The 25229-nt window shown below is 31.6% G+C and carries 24 protein-coding genes and 2 pseudogenes; 12 read left to right on the top strand and 14 right to left on the bottom strand.

Annotation, left to right across the window (positions count from 1 at the left end; translation table 11 throughout):
* Window positions 1-39: 39 nt before the first annotated feature.
* Window positions 40-1065, bottom strand: coding sequence for a M28 family peptidase (locus tag B3J26_RS00635; protein ID WP_291072680.1), 1026 nt, complete (start codon window positions 1063-1065; stop codon window positions 40-42).
* A 140-nt stretch (window positions 1066-1205) separates the two neighbouring features.
* Here B3J26_RS00635 and B3J26_RS00630 point away from each other — a divergent pair, with 140 nt between their 5' ends.
* The gene (locus B3J26_RS00630) at window positions 1206-3113 is read left to right on the top strand and encodes an amino acid permease (protein WP_291072678.1); all 1908 of its coding nucleotides are present in this window, start codon (window positions 1206-1208) and stop codon (window positions 3111-3113) included.
* 121 nt (window positions 3114-3234) lie between these two features.
* Entirely contained in the window at window positions 3235-4992 is a 1758-nt protein-coding gene (gene aspS, locus B3J26_RS00625) for an aspartate--tRNA ligase (protein ID WP_291072676.1), read from the top strand.
* 308 nt (window positions 4993-5300) lie between these two features.
* Here the strand turns inward: aspS and B3J26_RS00620 are convergent, their stop codons facing one another.
* From B3J26_RS00620 to B3J26_RS00605, 4 genes are all read right to left on the bottom strand, one after another.
* A complete protein-coding gene (locus B3J26_RS00620) occupies window positions 5301-5894 on the bottom strand; it encodes an RNA polymerase sigma factor (protein WP_291072674.1) in 594 nt (197 codons plus the stop codon).
* Between the two features lie 471 nt (window positions 5895-6365).
* On the bottom strand, window positions 6366-7370 hold the full coding sequence (gap, locus tag B3J26_RS00615) for a type I glyceraldehyde-3-phosphate dehydrogenase (protein WP_038336349.1): 1005 nt from the start codon (window positions 7368-7370) through the stop codon (window positions 6366-6368).
* Between the two features lie 31 nt (window positions 7371-7401).
* Window positions 7402-8385, bottom strand: a complete 984-nt coding sequence (gene pfkA, locus B3J26_RS00610) for a 6-phosphofructokinase (RefSeq protein ID WP_038336350.1) — start codon at window positions 8383-8385, stop codon at window positions 7402-7404.
* A 72-nt stretch (window positions 8386-8457) separates the two neighbouring features.
* On the bottom strand, window positions 8458-9111 hold the full coding sequence (locus B3J26_RS00605; RefSeq protein ID WP_291072672.1) for a DUF4294 domain-containing protein: 654 nt from the start codon (window positions 9109-9111) through the stop codon (window positions 8458-8460).
* Between the two features lie 61 nt (window positions 9112-9172).
* Between B3J26_RS00605 and B3J26_RS00600 the strand changes: the two genes are divergently transcribed.
* From B3J26_RS00600 to B3J26_RS14940, 3 genes and pseudogenes are all read left to right on the top strand, one after another.
* On the top strand, window positions 9173-10264 hold the full coding sequence (locus tag B3J26_RS00600) for a M42 family metallopeptidase (RefSeq protein WP_221855393.1): 1092 nt from the start codon (window positions 9173-9175) through the stop codon (window positions 10262-10264).
* 105 nt (window positions 10265-10369) lie between these two features.
* Window positions 10370-11587, top strand: a pseudogene (locus B3J26_RS00595) (IS3 family transposase).
* A gap of 295 nt (window positions 11588-11882) precedes the next feature.
* Window positions 11883-12343 (top strand): annotated as a pseudogene (locus B3J26_RS14940) (transposase); the annotation flags it as partial.
* A gap of 24 nt (window positions 12344-12367) precedes the next feature.
* Here the strand turns inward: B3J26_RS14940 and B3J26_RS00590 are convergent.
* Together B3J26_RS00590 and B3J26_RS00585 are read right to left on the bottom strand one after the other, a co-directional pair.
* The gene (locus tag B3J26_RS00590; RefSeq protein ID WP_291072671.1) at window positions 12368-13417 is read right to left on the bottom strand and encodes an acyltransferase family protein; all 1050 of its coding nucleotides are present in this window, start codon (window positions 13415-13417) and stop codon (window positions 12368-12370) included.
* Entirely contained in the window at window positions 13417-14022 is a 606-nt protein-coding gene (locus B3J26_RS00585; protein WP_038336679.1) for an IMPACT family protein, read from the bottom strand. Before B3J26_RS00585 ends, B3J26_RS00590 begins: the two co-directional genes overlap by 1 nt.
* Window positions 14023-14111: 89 nt before the next feature.
* Between B3J26_RS00585 and B3J26_RS00580 the strand changes: the two genes are divergently transcribed.
* Window positions 14112-14366 carry a hypothetical protein gene (locus tag B3J26_RS00580; protein WP_038336677.1) on the top strand — a complete coding sequence of 85 codons (255 nt, stop codon included), beginning with the start codon at window positions 14112-14114 and terminating at the stop codon, window positions 14364-14366.
* Window positions 14367-14382: 16 nt separating this feature from the next.
* Here the strand turns inward: B3J26_RS00580 and ribD are convergent, their stop codons facing one another.
* The 7 genes from ribD to B3J26_RS00545 form a co-directional block, all read right to left on the bottom strand.
* A complete protein-coding gene (ribD, locus tag B3J26_RS00575) occupies window positions 14383-15435 on the bottom strand; it encodes a bifunctional diaminohydroxyphosphoribosylaminopyrimidine deaminase/5-amino-6-(5-phosphoribosylamino)uracil reductase RibD (protein WP_291072668.1) in 1053 nt (350 codons plus the stop codon).
* A 9-nt stretch (window positions 15436-15444) separates the two neighbouring features.
* Window positions 15445-17307: a DUF349 domain-containing protein gene (locus tag B3J26_RS00570; RefSeq protein WP_291072666.1), complete on the bottom strand. Its 1863-nt coding sequence runs from the start codon at window positions 17305-17307 to the stop codon at window positions 15445-15447.
* Window positions 17308-17361: 54 nt separating this feature from the next.
* On the bottom strand, window positions 17362-18099 hold the full coding sequence (locus B3J26_RS00565; protein WP_291072664.1) for a shikimate dehydrogenase family protein: 738 nt from the start codon (window positions 18097-18099) through the stop codon (window positions 17362-17364).
* A complete protein-coding gene (locus B3J26_RS00560; RefSeq protein WP_291062127.1) occupies window positions 18096-18773 on the bottom strand; it encodes a VTT domain-containing protein in 678 nt (225 codons plus the stop codon). The genes B3J26_RS00565 and B3J26_RS00560 overlap by 4 nt, the downstream gene beginning before the upstream one ends.
* 10 nt (window positions 18774-18783) lie before the next feature.
* Window positions 18784-20094, bottom strand: coding sequence for a UDP-N-acetylglucosamine 1-carboxyvinyltransferase (murA, locus tag B3J26_RS00555; RefSeq protein ID WP_291072662.1), 1311 nt, complete (start codon window positions 20092-20094; stop codon window positions 18784-18786).
* A 24-nt stretch (window positions 20095-20118) separates the two neighbouring features.
* Entirely contained in the window at window positions 20119-20856 is a 738-nt protein-coding gene (locus B3J26_RS00550; RefSeq protein WP_038336666.1) for a DUF4290 domain-containing protein, read from the bottom strand.
* 268 nt (window positions 20857-21124) lie between these two features.
* On the bottom strand, window positions 21125-21331 hold the full coding sequence (locus B3J26_RS00545) for a helix-turn-helix domain-containing protein (protein WP_115000022.1): 207 nt from the start codon (window positions 21329-21331) through the stop codon (window positions 21125-21127).
* Between the two features lie 280 nt (window positions 21332-21611).
* Here B3J26_RS00545 and B3J26_RS00540 point away from each other — a divergent pair, with 280 nt between their 5' ends.
* The 6 genes from B3J26_RS00540 to B3J26_RS00515 all read left to right on the top strand — a co-directional run bounded on the left by B3J26_RS00540 (window position 21612) and on the right by B3J26_RS00515 (window position 25205).
* Window positions 21612-21938, top strand: coding sequence for a hypothetical protein (locus B3J26_RS00540; protein ID WP_115000024.1), 327 nt, complete (start codon window positions 21612-21614; stop codon window positions 21936-21938).
* 87 nt (window positions 21939-22025) lie between these two features.
* On the top strand, window positions 22026-22379 hold the full coding sequence (locus B3J26_RS00535; protein WP_291072658.1) for a hydrogenase maturation nickel metallochaperone HypA: 354 nt from the start codon (window positions 22026-22028) through the stop codon (window positions 22377-22379).
* Between the two features lie 17 nt (window positions 22380-22396).
* On the top strand, window positions 22397-23116 hold the full coding sequence (gene hypB, locus B3J26_RS00530; RefSeq protein ID WP_291072657.1) for a hydrogenase nickel incorporation protein HypB: 720 nt from the start codon (window positions 22397-22399) through the stop codon (window positions 23114-23116).
* Between the two features lie 12 nt (window positions 23117-23128).
* Window positions 23129-23617, top strand: a complete 489-nt coding sequence (locus B3J26_RS00525; RefSeq protein ID WP_291072655.1) for an urease accessory protein UreE — start codon at window positions 23129-23131, stop codon at window positions 23615-23617.
* A 3-nt stretch (window positions 23618-23620) separates the two neighbouring features.
* A complete protein-coding gene (locus B3J26_RS00520; protein WP_291072653.1) occupies window positions 23621-24562 on the top strand; it encodes an ABC transporter substrate-binding protein in 942 nt (313 codons plus the stop codon).
* 52 nt (window positions 24563-24614) lie between these two features.
* Window positions 24615-25205: a FecCD family ABC transporter permease gene (locus tag B3J26_RS00515; RefSeq protein WP_291072651.1), complete on the top strand. Its 591-nt coding sequence runs from the start codon at window positions 24615-24617 to the stop codon at window positions 25203-25205.
* Window positions 25206-25229 lie beyond the last annotated feature (24 nt).

The raw sequence follows: 25229 nt of genomic DNA, 5'->3' as shown, positions 1-25229 counted from the left end.
ACACAGTTTGTGAGATAGTGTCCTTTATATTCTTAATAATTATCTTGTCGAAGGCATTGGAGATTCTTTGTCTACAACTGGTCTATTTTCGGCGTTTGCTAAAATCCAAATTGTATTAAAAGCTAATTTTGTACGACGTGTCAATAAATCATATTCAATTTTATCTGGCGTATCTCCTGGTTTGTGGTAATCATCGTGCACTCCATTGAAAAAGAAAACAGACGGAATATTATGTTTTGCAAAGTTGTAGTGATCCGAACGATAATAAAAACGATTTGGATCATCTGGTGTATTGTAACGCATATCCAAATCAATTCCTAGACCATCATTTGCCGCTAAAACAGCTTTGTGTAAATCAGAAGACAACATTTCAGATCCAATAACATACACAAAATCTCTTGTTTTTTCGTTGTGCTCATAATCTACGCGCCCAATCATATCAATATTGACATTTGCAATTGTATTTGCAAGAGGAAAAATTGGATGCTCCGAATAATATTTAGAACCTAATAAACCTTTTTCTTCACCAGAAACATGTAACAATAAAACCGAACGTTTTGGACGGATTCCTTTCTTCTCAGCTTCGCGGAAAATACGACCAATTTCCATCACAGCAACAGTTCCAGAACCGTCATCATCAGCACCAGCATATAATTTTCCATCTTTTATTCCTTCGTGATCATAATGTGCCGAAATCACCACAATTTCTTCTGGTTTTTCTGATCCTTTGATGAATCCCATCACATTTCTCATTTGACCTTTTACTCGGTTAAAAGTTCCAGCAGGAATAATTTGGAAATAATTATTATTTGGTCCATTAATTCCTAATTCTTTGTAATAATTAGAGATATAGTTTCCCGCTTTTATTTCGCCTTCAGTTCCAGCATTTCTACCTTCCATATCTGTTCCAGCAATGATGTAAAGCTGTTTTTTTAATTCCGCTTCAGAAATTTTGTCTGTATATTTTACAAGACTCTTTTGATATTTCTCCTGAGAAATTGGTTTTGTAGAATTACAACTTACCAAAGTAGCAACTAGAGTAATTGCAAATAAAAATTGTTTCATGTTAATTTTTTGAATTAAATTTAAAATTAATCTAACCAAGCAGAATAAAAAAAGAAATTTGAATAAAAAACCAATATTTATACGGATTCTATCCGATTTTGGAATTGTCTTTTTTATATTTGCCCGTTTTTAAATAAATTATGTCACAATTATTCAGAAAAAAATCTGTCGAATCCATTTTAGCAGAGTCTGCAAAGAACACGTCTACAATGAAAAGAACCTTAGGTGTTCGTGATTTAACAGGTTTTGGTATCGCCGCAATTGTTGGAGCTGGTATTTTTAGTACCATTGGTCGAGCTAGTTTCGAGGGCGGTCCAGCAGTTATCTTCCTTTTTATTTTTACGGCAATTGCCTGTGGTTTTACAGCTTTTGCTTATGCAGAATTTGCTTCGTTAGTGCCTGTTTCGGGTAGTGCGTATACCTATAGCTATGTTGCATTTGGAGAATTATTTGCTTGGGTAATTGGTTGGGCATTGATTATGGAATATGCGATTGGGAATATTGTGCTCGCGATTTCGTGGAGTGATTATTTTACCACCTTGCTCTCCGGAATGGGATTGCATCTGCCAGAATGGATGACAATGGATTATTTTACAGCGAGAGAAGGTTTTGAATTTATTTCGAATGAATTAGCGAAAGGTAAGACATTAGAAGGGATTGCAAATTCACCTTATGCACAAGAGATTCCAAAATATTTAGCTTTCAAAGATGCACCATATTTAGGATTCAATTTAGTGGTGGATATTCCTGCATTAATCATTACTTTTTTGATTACAGTTTTGGTTTATCGCGGAATTAATGAATCGAGAAAAGCAAGTAACGCAATGGTTGTGTTAAAATTAGCTGTGGTGCTTTTGGTAATTGTGGTTGGTGCTTTTTATGTGAATCCAGATAATTGGAATCCTTTTGCACCGAATGGAATAGGAGGTGTTTTGGCTGGAGTTTCGTCTGTTTTTTACGCTTATATTGGGTTTGATGCGATTAGTACAACTGCGGAAGAATGTAAAGATCCGAAACGAGATTTGCCTCGTGGAATTTTTGCGTCTATCATTATTTGTACTGTTTTATATGTGCTGATTGCGTTGGTAATAACGGGAATGGTTCATTATTCTGAATTGAATGTTGGAGATCCTTTGGCGTATGTTTTTGATAAAATTCAAGATTTAAAGTGGTTGGCAGGAATTATTGCTTTTTCGGCTGTAGTAGCGATGGCGAGTGTATTTATTGTTTTTCAAATTGGGCAACCTCGTATTTGGATGACAATGTCTCGTGATGGATTATTACCAAAGAAATTCTCTACAATTCATCCAAAGTTTAAAACACCTTCGTTTGCAACTATTTTTACTGGATTTGTTGTAGGTATTCCTATTTTATTTACAGATTTAGAATTGGTTGTTGATGCTTGTTCTATCGGAACTTTGTTTGCTTTTGTTTTAGTTTGTGCTGCTGTACTTCGTATGGATGCTGATCCTAATGCGAAAAGAGGAAATTTTAAAACGCCTTTTATCAATGCAAAATACATTATGCCTATTGTAACTGCGGTGATTGTATTTTTATGCGCAACAACGTTTAAAGATGATTCGATTGATTTCTTTACGAATAAACCGCAACCTATGCCAGTTGAACATTTTGTAAGTTCGTTAACGCCAAAAGAACTAAAAGATTCTTATGCAACAATTAATGAATTAACAGGATCTGAAATTGAATTTTTGGATGATTATTTGGCTCAACTATCACCAGAACAATACAAATCTACTTTGAGCAAATTGCCAGTTTATGAAGATAAGAAAATGGAAAAAGGTTGGGATGTTTTCAAACACAAAATTCCAATGATTCTATTCTTAATGATTTATGTTTTTATGGTAGTTAGAACATTTTTCAAAAGAACATCTATTATTCCGTTAGCAGGAATGTTGTGTTGTTTTTATATGATGGCACAATTAGGATTGAAAAACTGGATGATTTTCTTGATTTGGATCGCAATTGGTTTGACAATTTATTTCACTTATGGTTATAAACATAGTAAGTTAAGAAATCAAAATTCATAATAGTTCTAAAAGCGATTCAATTTTGAATCGCTTTTTTCTTAAAATTATTTCATCAAATAAGTTATATAACTTCTTTATTTCACCTCAAAACTCTACCTTTGTCTTATAAATTTGACGACAAATGTTTAGAACTCATACTTGTGGTGAATTAACACAAGCCAACATTAATGAAAAAGTAACGTTAAGCGGTTGGGTATCAACGCTACGTGACAAAGGTTTTATGATGTGGATCGATTTACGTGATCGCTACGGAATCACACAAATCATCTTAGATGAAGAACGTTCTTCGAAAGAATTATTTGAAACTGCTCGTAATTTAGGACGTGAGTTCGTAATTCAAGTTACAGGAACTGTAATCGAAAGAGCTTCAAAAAATCCAAACATTCCAACAGGAGATATCGAAATCTTAGCAGAAAACATTACAATTTTGAATGAATCTGCATTGCCTCCATTTACAATCGAAGATAATACAGATGGTGGAGAAGATATCCGTATGAAATATCGTTATTTAGATATTCGTCGTAATCCAGTAAAAGAAAAATTAATCTTCCGTTCTAAAGTTGCGCAGGAAGTCCGTAAATATTTAGATGCACAAGAATTTGTAGAAGTTGAAACACCAGTTTTAATCAAATCTACACCAGAAGGTGCGCGTGATTTTGTGGTTCCTTCTCGTATGAATCCAGGTGAGTTTTATGCATTACCACAATCACCACAAACATTCAAACAATTATTAATGGTAGGAGGTCTTGACCGCTATTTTCAAATTGTAAAATGTTTCCGTGACGAAGATTTACGTGCAGATCGTCAACCAGAGTTTACACAAATTGACTGTGAAATGTCATTTGTTGAACAAGAAGATATCATGAATGTTTTCGAAGGTTTAGCTAAACATTTATTAAATACTTTTAAAGGTTTAGAATTTGATCAATTTCCAAGAATGACATTTGCAGAAGCAATGCGTCGTTATGGAAATGATAAACCAGATATCCGTTTTGGAATGGAGTTCGGTGAAATTACAGACTTAGCGAAAGGAAAAGATTTTAAAATCTTTGATGAGCAAGAATTAATTGTTGGTATTGCTGCTGAAGGATGTAATTCTTACACACGCAAAGACATTGATAAATTAATTGAATGGGTTCAACGTCCACAAATTGGGGCAACTGGACTTGTTTGGGCACGTTACAACGAAGACGGAACGTTCAAATCTTCTGTAGATAAATTTTATTCACAAGAAGATTTAACGGCTTGGGCTGAGCGTATGAACGCAAAACCAGGTGATTTGATGTTGGTAATGTCAGGTAATACAAACAAAGTTCGTGCACAATTATCGGCTTTACGTATGGAAATAGCAGAGCGTTTAGGATTACGTAATCCAGAAGTTTTTGCGCCATTATGGGTTGTCGATTTTCCATTATTAGAATGGGATGAAGATTCTGAAAGATATCACGCAATGCACCATCCATTTACTTCTCCAAAACCAGAGGATATGGAATTAATTGCGACTAATCCAGGTGAAGTTCGTGCAAATGCTTACGATTTAGTTTTAAATGGTAATGAAATCGGTGGAGGTTCTATTCGTATTTTCGATAAAGAAGTTCAAGCCAGAATGTTCGAATTATTAGGATTTACTCCAGAACAAGCAGAAGCGCAATTTGGTTTCTTAATGAACGCTTTCAAATATGGAGCGCCACCTCACGGAGGTTTAGCATTCGGTTTTGACCGTTTTGTATCGATTTTAGATGGTTCTGAAACAATTCGTGATTACATCGCGTTCCCTAAAAATAATTCAGGTCGTGATGTCATGATTGATGCACCAGCTCCAATTGATCAAACACAAATGGAAGAACTGAATATTGCGTCAACATTTGTTGTGAAATAAAAAGAAAAAATTTTCTATAAATATTAAAGACTACTTAAATAAGTAGTCTTTTTTTGTTTCAAATTATAGATATATAAAAAGCCTAAAATTTATAAAATTTCAGGCTTTTCTAATCTTTATTAAAATAAATTAATTTAAATTAATGATATAATCCTCATGTAATATCGTTGATTTAATAAACTTAATTGCCTTTGAAAAAGATAATATTTTGATTATAGTAAACTGTTGCGGTTCTTGATTTTCTGAATAAAATCCAATCATAAATAACTTATTTTACTTAAAAAACGCTAATAAGATAAGTTTATTTTTTAATCAACTGTTAAAATAATGTTATTATTATAAATCACTTTTCTAAGATTGATAATAGCGTATCGCATTCTCCCTAATGCTGTATTTATACTAACATCAGTTTCTTCTGCAATTTCCTTAAAACTTAATTCTTTAAATATTCTAAGTTCTAATACTTCTCTTTGATCTTCTGGTAACTGAGTGACTAAATTTCTTAAATCATTTTCAATTTGTGATTTAATGATTTTAGTTTCAGAACATTCATCACTTATACCAATAAAGTCAAAAATATTATATTCTTCATTGTAACCAACAGTTTCGCTAACCGTTGGCATTCTTTTGTTTGATCGAAAATAGTCAATAGTTAAATTGTGAGCAATACGCATAACCCAAGGCAAAAATTTACCTTCTTCGTTATATCGTCCACTTTTTAATGTAAGGATTACTTTGATAAAAGTGTCCTGAAATATATCTTCAGTGACATCTTTATCTAAGACTTTAGAGTATATAAAACTATAGATTCTTCCTTTGTATTTCTCTATCAATGTTTCTAAAGCATTTTCATTACCTCTTAAATAATCTTGGATTAATAAAGAGTCGTCTTCATAGTTCATAGTAGCAATTGTTAATTTTTAAAGTAGAATTAAATCTATAGGCTGTATTTTTTTGTTTATTCAAATATAAGTAAACAAAAATTTCTTACAATTTTTTTAACATAATTATTCATAATTTTTTTTAAAAATTTCTTAAAAAAATAAATAATTGTTAATTTTTGCTATTATGTATAATAATGTATTCACTTTATTGTGGATTTAATAAAACTATAAATAAGAGTTGTATAGAATTAATTTAGATGAATTGCATTCTTAGAACTCATTTTTTGTATTTTAACATTTGATAAAGATTTAGAAAAGGATAAAATTTTATCTATGGTTGATTTTTTTGGACCTAAAGTTCGTAATTCTTTTTTCATATAAGTGGTTTAAAAAATTAAAATCAAATATTAGTCCACAATATTAATTTATTGTAAAAAAGTCTTCTCAATTTGAGAAGACTTATAAAATAAACTATTTTTTAATCTAGGATTAAATCTTTGCGATGTGTTGAACTAAATCAACTACTTTGTTTGAGTAACCAATTTCGTTATCATACCAAGCAACTAATTTAACGAAAGTAGGGTTTAGCATGATACCAGCTTCTGCATCGAAAATAGATGTTCTTGTATCACCTACGAAATCTTGAGAAACAACAGCATCTTCTGTGTATCCTACAATTCCTTTCAAATCTCCTTCAGCAGCTTCGCGCATTACTTTTTTGATTTCGTCGTAGTTTGTTTCTTTTGCTAATTTAACTGTTAAATCAACTACAGAAACGTCAACTGTTGGTACACGGAAAGACATTCCTGTTAATTTACCATTCAATTCTGGAATTACTTTTCCAACTGCTTTCGCAGCTCCAGTAGATGAAGGAATGATGTTTACCATTGCACTACGTCCTCCTCTCCAATCTTTCATTGATGGTCCGTCAACTGTTTTTTGAGTTGCAGTAGTTGCGTGAACTGTAGTCATTAAAGCTTCCACAATTCCGAAATTTTCGTGAATTACTTTTGCTAATGGTGCTAAACAGTTTGTTGTACAAGAAGCGTTAGAAACGATTGTATCTTCTGCTGTCACAGATTCGTGGTTAACCCCCATTACAAACATAGGAGTATCATCTTTAGAAGGACCTGTTAAAACAACTTTTTTCGCTCCAGCTTCGATGTGTTTTCCTGCAGTTTCTTTTGTTAAGAATAAACCTGTTGCTTCGATTACGATATCAGCTCCAACTTCGTCCCATTTCAAGTTTGCTGGGTCTCTTTCTGCTGTAACGCGAATTGTTTGTCCATTAACAATTAAGTTTCCGTTTTCTACTTTAACTTCTCCGTTAAATTTTCCGTGAACCGAATCATACTTTAGCATATAAGCTAAATAATCAACGTCTACTAAATCGTTAATACCTACGATTTCAATATCGTTTCTCTCAATAGCAACCCCGAAAACAAGGCTACCAATTCTTCCGAATCCGTTGATTCCAATTTTAATTTTTGACATAGTATATATAATTTCCCTTTATATTAAATGTTTAAATCGCTAAAATATTAGCTACTTTGATTAACTCTTCGTCAATCTCATTGTGTTTTTTGATGGCTTCATCTATCGCTGTAAATACAACTTTATTAGAGCGAATTCCAGCCATAAGATTTGTTTTTCCTTCTAATAAACCTTCTACAGCAGCAATTCCTAAACGACTTGCTAAAACGCGATCGTGACAAGATGGAGAACCACCACGTTGTATGTGTCCTAAAACAGTTACACGAATATCATATTCAGGATGACGATTTTGAACTTGTTTTGCTAATTCAAAAACTCCACCTAATTTTTCACCTTCTGCAACTACAACGATGCTTGATTTTTTTCCAGATTTTTCTGAACGTTCCAAAGAAGAACATAATTCTTCGACGCTATCACGCTGTTCTGGAATCAAAATATCTTGTGCACCTGAAGCAATTCCACTATTTAAAGCAATAAAACCTGCATCACGTCCCATAACTTCTACAAAAAATACACGATCATGTGAAGTTGCTGTATCTCTTAATTTATCAATTGCATCAATGACAGTATTCAAAGCTGTATCATATCCAATTGTAAAATCTGTTCCAAAAATATCATTGTCAATTGTTCCCGGAATTCCAATAAATGGAACACCAAACTCTTGATGAAAGATATTTGCTCCTGTAAAAGAACCATCTCCACCAATTACAACTAAAGCATCAATGTTATTTTGTTTTAGATGATCGTATGCTTTTTGACGACCTTCTGCAGTTTTGAATTCTAAAGAACGAGCTGTTTTAAGGATTGTACCACCTTGATTGATAATGTTTTTTACCGAACGAGGTCCAAGTTCAATCATATCATTGTTAATCAAACCTTCGTAACCTTGACGGATTCCTACTGATTTGATATCGTAGTACTTACATGCTCTTACAACGGCACGTAAGGCCGCATTCATTCCAGGCGCATCACCTCCAGAGGTTAATACACCAATTCTTTTTATATTGTTTCCCACGTTTTTCCCTTTATTAAATCAAATATAATAAAAAATCAGAATATTATTATAATTGGTAGTATGAAAGATAAATTAATCTTCGTCGACAGGTTTTAACGTTCCGTCTGCAAAATCTCGTTGAAGAATAACCGCAATATACAAATCTTCTCGTGTTCGCTTCGGATCATAAGTTTGTTTCAGATCAATATTAAACGCACCACTTGCTGCTTGATAAAGAAAAGCATTCAATCCGCCACGTAATTCTTTTATAATATCGTATGTTGTTTTATCTGTTTCTTTATAGATTAATTTAGTAAGAATTTGACCTCGAGAACTTGACATATTTTTTAATTGATTCTCAAATTGATCAGCCAAATCTTTTTGACGAGATTTTACGAAACGCTTTTTATCGCGTCTTTTATCCATTGTTTGAATCGTATCGGATACATAATTGTATTCTCTAACAGCAGTTCTTACATACGGCCAAACATCGCGAACGCGCTTTCTTAACCATAAATAATACTTTTTTTCTAAATCAGTTTTTAAATGAACCGAATAACTATTCATTTCATTAAGATGTATTGTGTCTAGAGGATTAAACGCAAATTCATCTAAATTAATTGAATCATTTTTAATTTCTTGTGCAGGATTTTTTCCACCTAAATCTAACCCAAAAATTTGAGCATTAACATTAGATAATCCAACAAAAGTAAGTAGTAAAGTTATATGATAGATATAAAATTTCATATCAGAATTAGTTCAAAAATTGTTCCTAAAATTAGTACATTTGTTAGATAAATAAACTAAAATGAGTACAAATAATTTGTTTGATCAACAATCTTTGGATTTTTTGACAAAATATTTAAATACAGCTTCACCTACAGGTTTTGAAAGTGAAGGACAAAAAGTTTGGATGGATTACATAGAACCATACGTAGATGAGGTAAAAACAGATAATTATGGATCTGCTTATGGTGTAATAAATCCTGAAGCGAAGTATAAAGTTGTGATTGAAGCCCATGCTGATGAGATTTCTTGGTTTGTGAATTATATTTCTGATGACGGATTGATTTATGTGATTCGTAACGGAGGATCAGATCATATGATTGCGCCTTCTAAAGTGGTTAACATTCATACCAAAAAAGGAATTGTAAAAGGTGTTTTTGGTTGGCCAGCTATTCATTTGCGTCAAGCAGGAAAAGACGAAGCGCCGACTCCAGATAAAATTTGGATTGATACAGGTTGTACATCGAAAGAGGAAGTTTTAGAACTTGGAATTCATGTTGGTTGTGTGATTACTTATCCTGATGAATTTTTTACGTTGAATGACCGTTATTTTGTTTGTCGTGCGATAGACAATAGAATGGGAGGATTTATGATTGCTGAGGTTGCGCGTAAATTGGCTGAAAATAAAGATCAATTAGATTTTGGTTTATACGTTGTAAATGCGGTTCAGGAAGAAGTAGGATTGCGTGGTGCGGAAATGATTACACAAACAATTAAACCAAATGTTGCAATTATTACGGACGTTACACACGATACTACAACTCCAATGATTACAAAATCGAAAGAAGGTGAGCAAAAATGTGGTGATGGTCCAGTTGTTTATTATGCGCCAGCGGTGCAAAATAATGTGCGCGAATTAATTATTGATGCAGCTGAGAAAAACAATATTCCTTTTCAGCGTGCGGCAAGTTCTCGTGTAACAGGAACGGATACAGATGCTTTTGCATATAGTAATGGAGGTGTTCCGTCTGCTTTAATTTCGTTGCCGTTGCGTTATATGCACACAACTGTTGAAATGGTTCATCAAGCTGATGTAAAAAATGTCATCGAGTTGATTTACGCATCAGTGAAAACAATTAAAAATGAACAAAGTTTTAAATATCATACTGTTTAAAATATAAAGTGATTAAAAACGAAAAGGCTGTCGTAAGACAGCTTTTTCGTTTTTAATTGTCCCTTCCTAAGATAAGTTGACACTAAAATCAACTTATTATGAAACATCGGATTTAGAAAGAAACATCGAACACAACGGGATTATACTTTAGGCTTTAAATTAGCCGTTGTATCTCAAGTAGAAAAAGTCGATTTTCGTATAAACAAGCACAAAAATGCTAGGGAATTAAAATACAAAGAAGGAGTAAAGTTTTGGTTTGCCTCAGAAAATGTGGTAAGTTAGATTGGAACCTAACAATTATACATACGATGTAGAAACAAGAACAAACACCAGCGCAAAAGATCAAACGGTTATAACGAGAATTAGCCGATGAAAAGCTAAGAGTCAAAATTCTCAACCCCATGATGGATATAGCCGATGAACAACTTGGTACTCTAATCACAAAAAAGTTCAATATCTAACACTCCTCAAGAGCCAAAAAAAAATAAATGTTTTCTGCTCTTGTCGATTGCTTGGGTTAAGTCGCCAAAGTTTCTATGCGGCACTAAAACGTCATACTATTCGAGAATCAGAGCTTTTACAGGTTAAATGATTAGTTTTGGAAGTTCGGATGAAATTACCACGATTAGGAACTCGAAAGCTTCATGATATCTTGAATGAACAGCTAAAAGAACTTAACATAAAGATGGGTCGAGATGCTTTATTTTGTTATCTGAGAAGAGAAAATTTACTCATAAAATCTAAAAAACATTATACAAGAACTACATTCTCTAACCATTGGTTAAGGAAACATCCTAATTTATACAAAGAAATAGAGGTTAATAAAACAGAACAGGTTTTTATGAGTGATATAACATATGTAAAAACGAAGCAAACTGTTTGTTATTATTCTTTAGTTCCAGATGCGAATAGTCGAAAAATAATTGGTTATTCTGTAAGTGAAAATATGAGTGCAGAAAATGTATCTTTAGCCCTGAAGATGGCTATTAAAAACAGAGTGAGTAAGTAGAAAGTAATCCATCATTCGGATAGAGGATTGCAATATTGCTCGGAATATTATCAAGCGATTTTAAAACAAAATCAGATGATACCATCGATGACTGAGGGCTATGATTGTTATCAACATGCTTTGGCTGAAAGAATTAATGGAATATTAAAACAAGAGTTTTTGATCGAAAAGCAAAAGATATTACTGAATTAACTAAAATGGTGTAACAAATTGTGTATCTTTATAATAATACAAGACTTCATATAAGTCTTAATATGCAGACCCCGGAAATGAGACAAAAAAAATCCGAAGAAATAAAATCTCTTCGGATATAAATATTGTTTAATAACTGTCAATCTATTTTTATGACTAGTCAATCAATTAACCCGTAGTGTATTTGTATTAGATTGTATATAAAAGTTATACAAAAAGCTAAAAATCATTAATTTGTAGTGATTGCACAAACAATTTAATGCACAACTTTATAGCAAATTACGGAAAAATTTATAAGTATAAAAGGGTTTAGGTCTTGAAAGTGAGAATTTATTATTTCAGATACGAAGGTCCAGATTATCTGACTTGAAAATAGTTGCCTTAAATCTGAATTCAGAAACATGAGTATTGATAGTGAATANNCATTATTATGGGTATAAACTTCATGCTGTTTTGTTATTTAAGTATTGATTTACAAAGTCTTAATATTAGTACAGTATCAGTGCTTGACATTCATAATCTGAAAGATATAAAAACATGAATTTAAAAATTGTACACTCTTGGGTGATAAAGAAAATTTATACGTACAATACCAATTCGATTTGTTTATATCGCGCAATATAAAGCTGGAAGTTCCTATGAGAACAAATAAAAAAAACTTTAATGATCAACCTTTTGAAATAGGTAAATACAGAAAAAGGATAGAAACGTTATTCTATCAACTATGCGATAAGTACATGATTAGACGTAATTAGGCTAAAAGCTTTTTAAGGTTTAAAACTAGGATACTATCAAAAATACTAAAGCTCACAATTCTTCAAACAATAAACACAAACCAAAATAGGAATATTAACAACTTAAAAATTAATATTACCTAAATGCACTAGGGGTTTGAATAAATATTATTTTACTTTATTTTTGATCCACTTGGCAACGGGTTTCTCAAAATATTCAAACGTTAATGCACTTAAAATTAAAGCAATAACAAAATAAATTCCAATTTTCTGAAAATCATTGATTTTAGGTAAATATTGATTTCCATATTTTATCACAATCATATGAATCATGTAAAACGCAAAACTGATTTCACCTAAATAAACCAGAATTTTGTGTTGAAGTATTTTCGAAAAGAAACCTTTTTGTAAAGCAAAAATTAAAACAATTCCAACCATCGGAATCCAATAATAAATTCCATAACGAAAAGCTCTCGCAACATCATTGTGGAAGTAAAAAAAGATTGCCAAAACCGTAATTGCAGCGATTTCTATTAAAGTTCCTTTCGAAAAACTGATAGGCGTATCTTTTATCTTTTTATAGATTTGACAGGTAATAATTCCTAAAATAAAATCGAAACTGCGAACAATTGGATTGATGTAAAAAATTGCTTTTTCCAACTTCATATTTGTTCTGAAATAAGGTTCAGCAAAAATGATAATCGGAATAATTAGTAATAAAATATATTTCAGTTTCGGAAATTTATGCAACCAAATCACATAAAAAGGAAACATTAAATAGAAAAATAATTCGGTCGAAATACTCCATGAAACGTTATTAATAGAGAAATAAAAGTCTTTTACTGGAATATAAGATTGTAATAAAAATAAGTTTGCACCTGCAATATCCCAATGAAAATAACCTTGCCAAACATTGATGATAACAAACGGTAACATGACACAAAAGGTTAGGACATGAAGCGGATAAATACGAGCAATTCGCGCGATATAAAACTTCTTTTTATCAAAATTTGGATTGTCGATGACTTTCTTTTCGTAATTAAGCGCCAAAACAAATCCGCTCAAAATAAAGAAAAAACCAACACCAAGATAACCTTCGAAAAAGACGTTATTTTTTAGATAATTATACCAAGCTAAATCGGTTTTTACAAACGTTAAATGGCTTAAGAAAACAACAAAAGCAAAGAAAAAACGTAAAGAAGTTAAGCTATTTAGCATTAGTCAATAATTTTAATTTCCATTTGATAATATTCGTCAAACATGCGAATAAATTCGTCCAATTTACTTTCTCTTACCGAAATTGTAAACATGCATTTATCAGAAAAATGCTTGTCTTTAATCTCTCCAGAAATCCGATCGACATTGCGTTCTACAATTCCTTGTTGATCATAATTGAAAACCATTTTTACACGTTTCGAAACAAATTTTTCTACAATATTTGCTTCTTCTAACACAACTTGCGCCGCATATTTATACGCTTTTACCAAACCAGGAATTCCCAACTTTGTTCCGCCAAAATAACGTACAGAAACAATCAAAACATTAGTGATTTCGCTTGATAAAATTTGATTATAAATAGGTAAACCAGCCGAACCACTTGGCTCTCCGTCATCATTTGCACGATGATTTTTACCATCAATTCCAAGTGCGTACGCATAACAATGATGATTGGCGTCGGGATGAATTTCGCGCAATTGATCCAAATAAATTTTGATGTCATCTTCATTTTCAACTGGATAAGCAAAATTAATAAACTTACTACCCAATTCTTTGAAAATTACATCTTCCACCGCTTTCTCGATTGTACGATAATTGTCCGTCATGTTGTATTGAAAAGTACCGCAAAGATAGTTTAAATAGTACTTTTAACGAAAAAAGGTTTTATATTTATGAGTGATGAAAAAAATTATGAATGAAATTGAATGATAAAGTAATTTTAAATACTTTTTTAGGAAAAAAGAATACAAATAATTTAAGAGATGAAAATCATTATTGGATTTTAATTGGAGAAAGTGGAAAAGTTATTGAAATAAATAATGATTTATTTGAAGGAAGAGTTTTAGTGTTATTTGATAATGATTTAGATGAATTAAATCTTAATAATCATAATCTTATCAAAAACTCTCTTTGGATATTAGAAACTGATTTAATAATTGATAAAAGATAAAAAAAGAACCTCATTTCTAAGGTTCTTCAATTTCTATTCTATTTTCGAAAATATTTAATTCATCATTTAAAAAGCGATGCTTTTCAGTTCGAGTTCCTTTCAGTCGAGGAGCTAAAATTCCTTCATTCCAAATAGTATCCGAACTCAAAATTCGTGCTTCATCCCACAAATCAGCATCAATAAAATGTTGTATGGTATCACTTCCACCTTCAATAATCAAGGATTGAATATTGTTTTCGTACAAATAATCCATTACTTGTGGCAATATTTTTTGCGTAAAATCTAATTGAACAAGTTCTAAATTTTCTTCAGAACAATTTTCAATCGAATTGAAAATTACAGTAGGTTGTGTTTGATCAAACAAATGGAAACTTCTCGGAATCGCTAAGTTTTTGTCAATCGCAATTCTCAACGGATTATTTCCTTTCCATAATCGTGTGTTAAGTTGTGGATTATCAATCAAAGCGGTGTTTTTTCCAACCAAAATAGCTTGTTCTTCCGTTCGCCATTTATGTACTAACTGTTTTGTATATTGGTTTGTAATCCACAATTGTACATCATCACGCCCCATGTATCCGTCTTCTGTTTGCGCCCATTTTAAGATAATATATGGACGTTTTTTCTGATGAAATGTTATAAAACGCTTATTGAGTTTGATACATTCTTTTTCCAAAACACCAAGCGTTACATCAACACCATTTTTCAACAAACGTAAATAACCTTGCCCATTTACTTTCGCAAAAGGATCTAAAGTTCCAATTATGACTTTTGGAATTTCTTTTTCTATAATCAAATCCGCACAAGGAGGCGTTTTTCCGTGATGCGAACAAGGCTCTAACGTAACATATAACGTAGATTCTTTTAATAATTCTTGATTTTTAACCGAATTAATTGCGTTCACTTCGGCGTGTGGTCCACCATATTCTGACGTAAAACCTTCGCCTATAATTTTGTTGTTATGTACAATAATAGAACCTACAAACGGATTAGGATATGTTGTTCCTAACCCGTTTGTTGCAATTTGTATACAACGAGCCATATATTGCTCATCGATAGATTGTTGTGTCATGCCTAAAAATTATGCATTAAAATCAATATTGAATAATGTTTTCAGTTTGATTTCTGCTTCAGTTAATTTTTTACGTTTATCGTCAATTTGTTTGTAAACATCTTTTAATAAAGGATTGTTCTCATTTGCATTCGAAAAGAAATGTACATTATTATCCAATTGGTTGATTTCTTTTTCTAAATCCTCAATTATTTTACGTGTTTTTCTAATCTCATCATCCAATAAATTACCATTATTTCCAGATTTTACTTTATTGACAAATGATTTCAACTTATAATCGTTCAATTCATTTTTAGAAAGATTTAAAGCATCTAACTTTTTGTGGTAAACATCTGTAAATTCTTGATTGATTGAAATTTTTTCTGATGGAACTTTTCCTAAACTTGTCCAATTATGTTGAATTTCTTCTAATTGTTTCAACGCTTCATCCTTGTTTTCAGAAATCGTTTGATTTTTGAAATCGTTTAAGAAAGCTTGTTTCTTTTCGAAATTTAGTTCCAATTTTTGATTCGCTTGTTCGTGACGTTTTTTGTAACGATCAAAGAATTGATTACATGTATCTTTGAATTCTTTCCAGATTTTGTCTGAATTTTTTCTTGGAACATGACCAATTTTTTTCCAATCATTTTGGATTTTTTTAATCACTTGTACAGAAGCATTCCAATCCGTGCTTTCCGTATGTTGTTTTGCAATTTCTAACAAAGCTAATTTCTTTTCAAGATTCAATTGTTGCTCTGATTTTAGATTTTTATAGAAATCATTTTTGATGTGATTAAATTGTCTTGTCACTTCTTTGAAAGCTTCCCAAGTTGCAGAATTTTTATCTTTCGGAACACGTCCAATTGTGATAAAGTTCTCACGCAAAGAGTTTATTTCAGAAATAGCTTTTTGCCAATCGCCATGCGATTTTGTTGTTGCTTGCTCAGAAATTTCTTTAATACGAGTGATAATTTGATTTTTCTTTTCTAAATTATCTTTTTGCTCTTGTTTTATTTTTTCATTCAATTCACCTTTACGGTCATGAATTTTATTTGTTAATTCTTTAAATTTTTGCCACGTTGGTTCACGCAAATCTTCTTGTACAGGAACGGCTTCTTCTTTCCATAAACGATGCAAATATTGCAATTCGTTCAAGGCTTTTTGCACGTTTTGCTCTCCAATTAATTCTTCTGCACGTTTGATAATCGATTGACGAACTTCCAGATTATGTGCATAATCTAATGTTTGCAATTCCTTATTCATATCCAAATACGTGTAGAAATTATCTAAATGGAAAAAATAATTTTTGAATACATTTTCAGCATTTTTGCTCGGAATTCTTCCTGCATTGTGCCAACGAGTTTTTAACTCACGAAATTTCTTGAACATTGCCGCCGAAGAATCACTTGGTTCTTGATACAAGGCTTTCAATTCGTCAATAATTTCTAAACGTTCTTTTAAATTATCAGATTCCTTTTTTTCATTTTCTTTATGAAAAACTGCTAATTGATTTTTGAAATCGTTGTAAACAGCGTTAAATTTTGCTCTAAAAGATGTTTCGTATTTAAAATCTAATTCGTCACCACCTTCACTTAAGAAAGCTTCTTTTTTTGCGGCTTCATCTTCTTCTAATTTAGCTTTGAATGCATCACGAATTTGATTAAAATGCTCGCGAATCTCCTGAACATCGTATTTGCTCAATAGATTTTTTGCTTCGTTAATCAAAACATCAAAACTAAATGTTTCGTAATCTTTGAACGAAATATCGCTTATTTTTTCTTGGTTCGTTAACTCTTCCGTTTTGTAAGATTCCGTGTTAGAGTCGTTTGTATTTGCAGGTTTAGGTAGTTGTTCTCCGTCTGCATTTTGCAGGTTATCCATTTCAGTATTCATAAGAAAATATGTTTTGTTTCTCAAATCTAATAAAATTTGAGGACAATATCAAGTCTATTTTGTACGATTATTCCAAATTTTCCAAGCTTTTTCGGCTTGTAAAACCAACATTTCGTGACCATTTTTTATTTTGGCTCCGTTTTGTTGACCATTTTCTAAAAATTTTGTCAATGGTGGATTGTAAATTAAGTCGTACAATAAATGATTTTCGTCGATAAATTGATAGGGTAGAAGCGGAGCGTTTTCAGTATATGGAAAAGTACCAACTGGCGAACAATTCACAATAATTTGATGATTATGAATGATTTCTTTATTTAATTCATCATATGAATAATGATTTTCAGTTTTTGTTCTCGAAACAATTTTATAGTCAATTTTCAATAAATCAAGAATATAAAAAACCGCTTTTGCAGCACCTCCATTTCCTAACACCAATGCTTTTTTATGATGAGGTTCTAAAATAGGTTCTATCGAATGATGAAAACCATAACAATCTGTATTATGCCCGATTCGTTTTCCATCTTGTATCAAAACTGTATTAACCGCACCAATTGCTTTAGCTTCTGGTGATAATTCGTCCAAGAATGGAATGATTTCTTGTTTGTAAGGAATTGTAACATTAAAGCCCACTAAACCTTCGGTTTCGAATACTTTTTCTACTTCATCGATTTGCTGTAAATCAAAAACATTGTAGACAGCGTCTACAATGTTTTCGTTTTTAAATTTTTCAGCAAAATAAGATTTAGAAAATGAATAGGAAATATTTCTTCCGATTAATCCAAATTGTCTCATTCTTCTGTTTTATTTTTATTGAATTGAGCTTTCACAATTCGGATAATCAACGGCATATTCGCCAATAATATAATTCCGAAAATGAATTTCTCTAAATTATTTTTTACAATGTCAAACTGACCTAATGTGTGTCCCAAAAGAGAAATAACACCAACCCAAAGTACCGCGCCTATAAAACTATAGGTAATAAATGTGCGATAATTAAGGTTTGTAACACCGCAAATAAATGGAATTATTGTACGAACAACAGGCATAAAACGAGCGATAATAATTGCTTTTTTACCATTTTCGTTAAAAAATTCTGTTGCTTTTTCGATATGTTTCTTTTTAAGAAACCACGAGTCTTTTCGTCCTAAAATCCAGCCACCAAATTTTCGTCCAACATAATAATTTACGTTATCACCAAGAATTGCTGCAACCATCAGTAATGGAATAATATATTCGATATGCAAATGGTTTTGATCATCGCTTGCTGCAATCATTCCGATCGAAAAGATTAGTGCATCTCCAGGTAAAAAAGGCATTAAAAATGACATGATAATTAAGCCTGTTTCAGCAAAAATTATCAAGAATAAAATAGCATATATCCAATAACCGTAATTATTGATAATGTCCATTAAAACCTTGTCTGGGCGTTGAACAAAATTGGTGAAAAACTCAATAATAGATTGCATTTTTTATTTTTTAAGCTCTAATTATATCAGCTCCAATAGCACGTAAACGTACATCGATATCTTCATAACCACGGTCAATTTGATTGATATTATGAATAACAGTTTTTCCTTTTGCAGAAAGGGCAGCAATCAATAAAGACATACCAGCACGAATATCTGGCGAAGTTAATTCGGCTCCTTTCAACGGAGTTTCGTGATTAAGACCAATAACAGTTGCGCGATGTGGATCACATAAAATAATTTGCGCTCCCATATCAATTAATTTATCGACGAAGAATAAACGAGATTCGAACATTTTTTGGTGAATCAAAACACTTCCTTTTGCCTGTGTTGCAATTACCAAAATAATTGATAATAAATCTGGTGTAAATCCTGGCCAAGGAGCATCAGAAATAGTTAAAATAGAACCGTCAATAAAACGCTCGATTTCGTAATGTTCTTGAGCTGGAATATAAATATCGTCATCACGACGTTCTAATTTAATTCCTAATTTTCTGAAAACATCTGGAATAACACCTAAATTTTCCCACGAAACATTTTTGATTGTTAATTCAGATTTTGTCATGGCAGCTAAACCAATCCATGATCCAATTTCTATCATATCTGGTAAACATGAATGTTCAGTTCCCCCTAATTTTTCAACTCCTTCAATTGTTAAAAGATTCGAAGAGATTCCAGAAATTTTAGCACCCATTCTGTTCAACATTTTACACAATTGTTGAATGTAAGGCTCACAGGCAGCGTTGTAAATAGTTGTTGTTCCTTTTGCTAAAACTGCAGCCATAATAATATTTGCAGTTCCTGTTACAGAAGCTTCTTCTAATAACATATAAGAACCTTGTAATCCTTTTTCGTCGACTTCTACACCGTAAAAATCTTCGTCAGGATTGAAACGATATTTTGCTCCTAAAGCTAAGAAACCTTCGAAGTGCGTATCTAAACGACGACGTCCAATTTTATCTCCTCCTGGTTTTGGCATAAAAGCTTCTCCGAAACGAGCTAAAAGTGGTCCCATTAACATGATTGACCCACGTAATGCAGCACCATCTTTGCGAAATTGTTTTCCTTTTAAATAATCTAATCGTAATTCGTCAGCTTGAAAAGTGAAATCTCCTTTTCCATTTTTTTGTGTTTTTACGCCTAAATCACCCAAAATTTCAATCAAACGATTGACATCTCGGATGTCTGGAATATTTTTAACACGAACTTGTTCATTGGTTAATAAAACCGCACATAAAATTTGTAGTACTTCATTTTTAGCACCTTGCGGAGTAATTTCTCCTTTCAAAGGTTTCCCTCCCTTTATTTGAAATGTAGCCATTTAGTTGTATTAAATAGTTTTGATTTAACCTTTATTGTTTCGAACGTTTTGGTTTCGATTGTTGTTATTTTGATTATTTCGGTTATTGTTGTTTTGACGATTATTCGAATTTTGGTTATTATTTCGATTATTGTTATTTTGATGATTACGATTATTGTTTTGGTAACTTCTATTGTTTTGATTGTTATTTGAATGATTATTATTCGAATTCAAACGATCAGGAGAAACCAAATGATCATCAACTTTTCTCAAATCAATTTTACCATCAGATAATTCGTACAAATGATTGAAAATAACTTGATCGTCAACAGTATCTTTATTCCAAAGTAAATAACATTTTTTCATGTGATTGGCAATCGCAAAGTACAAACCTTCGCGTTTTTCGCCTTCTTCCCACGTTACAGCAACATCAATCATTTTACGAATATTGTTTCCGTAATATCTGTATTTATAGATGCTTTTTGGATATTCTACTTTGTTTGGTTTACTATTTACCGTATCTTTTTTTGTCGGAATTGGATAAGGAGATTTTACATCCAAATCAAATTCTGCCATGATAAAAAGTTGATCCCAAAGTTTGTGTTGAAAATCTGGTACATCGCGCAAGTGAGGATTTAATTCTCCCATTACTTCAATTATAATTTCGGCAAATCCGTTGCGTTCTGTTTCGTCTGTTATTGTTTTACAATGATTTACCATTTCTTGAATATGACGACCATATTCTGGAATAATCAATTGTGAACGAAGTGTATTATATTCCATTAAATTTTCTAATGTATTGGTTACAAATTTACAAAATTCTATCCGATTATTTGGGTAGAAAAGGTGTATTGATTGCTAATTTTTTATTAAATTTTATTCCTTAAAAAACGATTATAGTCGGAAGAAGATAAGCCGTAAAACAAGATTTTGTCTATTTAATTCAAAATAGTTAAAAATCTCTATCACCAAGGAAAAATAAGTTAAAACCTTTTGGTTGTAAACAAATATAGTATTTTCTTTTAATAATTTAGAATTTTTGGTTTTTGTTTTAATCTTCCGTATAGTCAATAATATCACCTGGTTTACAACCTAAAGCTTTGCAAATTGCATTCAAAGTTTCGAAACGAATAGCCTTTGCTTTTCCATTTTTTAGAATAGATAAGTTAGATAATGTAATACCAACTTTTTCACTCAAATCATTCAAAGACATTTTACGTTTTGCCATCATGACATCTAAATTGATAATAATTGCCATATTTATATTGTTAAATCGTTTTCTTGTTTCATTTGAATAATTTTAAATAAAATTTAGATTTAGTTTCCATATTTAGTAATAATTTATTTTTCAAATTAAATAGAAATATTTTGAATTGCAAAATAAATTTATTGTAAAACAATAAAAATATATTAATAAACGATTTGATTGTTGTTTTTATAGACGAAATAATTTTTATTGATTTGTAACGTTTTTGAACATTTATACGCTATTTTATATAATCGTTTTGGTGTAGCAAGTGGTACCTTTACAACCGTAAATGAAAACAATTTTTCACATATTTTCTGTCCTTTTTTTGATTGTTCTGTTTAGCTTTTCTAACAAAACAAATCAATCTTCTGCGCATCAAAAAGTAGAAAAAGAGACAATAAAATGTGATAATACAACTAGCACTATTGAGGGATTTACATTTACTGTAGAAGATTTAAAAATCAATGATTTTTCTTTTGATGAATTTATCAACGCAGATGTTAAATTTAATTTTAATCAACAGATTTGTGTTCGTGTTTTTTCTGATTTATTTTCTACTTCAACCAATAAAATTTGCCTTTTGAGGCATTATATCTACGGTTTACCATTTATCTGATAAACATAAAACTTTCTTATACATAACTATTTTCTAAGCATTCATTTTGTTTAGAAAGAGGAAATCTATTCACAAAAATTAAAAATTATGCACGAATTAAGTATTGTCAAAGACATATTTGATACGTTGAACGAGCACTATGATTCGAAAATAGAAGACATAGAAAAAGTTCAAATTACAGCTGGCCTTTTATCAAATGTTCAACCTGTTTTAATCCAAAATGCATTTGATGCATTTATAGCTGATAACCAAAATTATAATGAAATTGAGTTAGAGGTTTTAGTCAATGAAATTGTGGCGTATTGCGAACATTGTCACAAGAATTTCGAAGTCAAATATCACAAATTTGTTTGCGAAGATTGCTCAACACCGTCCAGCACAATTGTCAAAGAAATGAGCTTTTTATCTCGCAAGTCATCTTTAAAAATAAATAATCATTAATTAAACATATTTCAATTATGTCAACAAATACACAAAATCCAAAAAGTCTTGGGAATAGAGTAGGATCTGTTCAATGCGACAACACAACTTTACATTTATTAAAAGCCAACGATTATGTTGCAAATGCGATTCGCGAACGTCTGAAAGATGTTTGTATCATCAATGTTTGTTCGTCTCCAGGATCAGGAAAAACAACGTTGTTACAAGAAATTGGAAAACGTTTGGGAAAAGAATTGAATATTTCTGTTTTAGTTGGTGATCCAGAAACGGAGCGTGATGCAGTTCGTATGCGCGAAGTAGGGATTAATGCTTTACAAATTGTAACAGGTGGAATGTGTCATATCGAAGCGCAAATGATTTTACAAGCTTTGGATCACATTAATTTGGACGGAACAGATTTATTATTTATCGAAAATGTAGGAAATCTTCTTTGTCCATCTGCTTTTGATTTAGGTGAAGATTATCGTGTAACACTTATTGCTACAACAGAAGGTGATGATAAACCAAAAAAATATCCACGTATGTTTTTAACAAGTGAGTTGATGTTGGTTTCTAAATCAGATTTATTAGCATATGTACCCTTTTCTATCGAGGCGGTTACTAAAGATGCAAGAGAGGTTAATCCAAACTTAGAAGTACAAACAATCAGTACGTTGAATGGAGAAGGAATTGACGAATGGTGTCAATGGTTGAAAGAAAAAGTTCAGTTAAAAAAAGAAGCTGCACAACAAAAATAATAGATCGAAACAATGGAAAATCAGTTGGTTATTATAGATGAAATTCAGTTGGTTATTATAGATGAAATTCAGTCAAAAACTGAACAAGTAGAAAATGTTTTGGATCAATTAACAATTGAATGGTTTGAGATTCGAAAACAGAAAATTACGCGAAAAACAACTGCTGGTTTGACATTAGAACTTCGATTACAAACTAAAAATGAGTGGCAGAACGGCGATCGATTATTTCATGAAAACAATTTAATAGCTTCAGTTTACATAAAACCTTGTTTGTGTATTCAGTTTTCTGCAAAGTCGAAGTCCGATGCCGCTGATTTTTGTTACTTCGTTGGCAATCGTCACCTTCCTATTTATTGGAAAAATGACAACGATAATCAACTTTTGCTTCCTTATGATGGTCGTATGTACGAGCAACTTTTGACTCGTTATCAAGACAAAATACAACTTGTTGAAGCACAATTAATCAGTGAATTTTTATTAAAAAATTTGGTAAAAAATTAAACCATGAATTGTAAAATATTTCATCGCATAACCCTTGTTTTATCATTCTTTATTTTCTTTCAAAGTTGTCATTCTTCAAAAAAGAGCGAACAACAAGGCGAAATAAAGGCGGAAGATAGTCGTGGAAAAATAGTTTCGTTACCACAAGAAGCAAAACGAGTGATTGTACTTTTTGAACCTTCTTTGGACGAAATTTATATGTTGCACGCCGAAGATAAAGTGGTTGGAATTCCGCAACAAGTTTTTCAGAATGAAGATAAATTTGAGTTCTATGCAAAACTAGATGAGCGAATCAAAAATAAAACAATTGCGACGCCAACTTTTGGAGGTGGATCAAGTAATATCGAAACAATTGTTGGTTTGCAACCTGATTTAGCGATTGTTTATGAACAAAATATCGAAACAATTCAGCAATTAGAAGAATTAAATATTCCAGTTTTTACCGTTTCAAGTTTAAGTCAAGATAAGATTTACAAAGAATTGCTTGGAATGGGAACTTTATTAGAAAAAAAACAACGTGCAGAGAAAGTGGTTTCTTATGTAAAAGCTGAGGCTAAAAAGTTGAAAGCTCCTGTAAATGAAAAACCTAAAAAAGTCTATTATGCGTGGTCGAAAGGACGTATTTTTTCGACATCTGGAAAAGGAACTTTGTTAGATTTAGCGATCAAATTATCGGGTGCAGAAAATGCTTGTCCGTTAGAAATGGAATCGTCAAATGTTGGTGCAGAATCGATCTATAAATGGAATCCAGATTTGATTGTTCTTTGGAATTTGTATCAACTAAAAGAATTGGATGCTTTGCCAGCGGTAAAATCAAAACAAGTTTTCGCTAAGAATCCTGCGTTTTATTACGATCCGCATACAGTTAAGTTTTTATTATTTGCCAAACAACTTCGCAATTGGTGCTATCCTTCGGCTTATTCGACTGAACAATTAAACAAATAGGTACAAAATGATATCATGCAATTGTACCAAAAACCAGATTTATACAAGAAAAATGCAATCTAAATTGAAATCTTACGGTCTACTTTTGATTTTACCATTAACGGTTGTCATTCTTTCTATGACAATGGGTGCAACGAATTTTGTAGGTATTTCGGAATTGATTCGTTACAGTTCATCTGCAATGAGCAAGTTAATTTCGGGAACAACTAATTTACCTCAATCAAGTATCGAAACTATTTTGTGGCAAGTTCGTTTACCTCGTATTGTATTAACGTTTATTGTTGGTGCAGCTTTGGCATCATCTGGTAATGTTTTACAAGCAATTTTCAGAAACCCAATTGTAGATCCTTTTACATTAGGTATATCATCTGGTTCTGCTGTTGGCGCAGCTTTAGCAATGGTTGTTCCTGTATTATCTATCAATATTTCAGCATTTGTATTTGGAATTTGTGCTGTTTTATTAACGTATTTAATTTCAAAAACAAACCTCAAAAGTTCGTTAATCAATATGGTTTTATCAGGAATGATAATTTCTGGAGTTTTTACAGCCGTTTTGACACTTTTACAATACATCAGCGATCCATACAAATTGCAAATGATTGCGCAATGGACGATGGGAAATTTACATTGTCGTACTTCATAACCTCGTAGACTTTAAATATAATTA

This window comes from Empedobacter sp. UBA5987 (assembly GCF_002429865.1).
Classification (GTDB): Bacteria; Bacteroidota; Bacteroidia; order Flavobacteriales; family Weeksellaceae; genus Empedobacter; species Empedobacter falsenii_B.
This window is presented reverse-complemented; position numbering and strand designations above follow the sequence as displayed.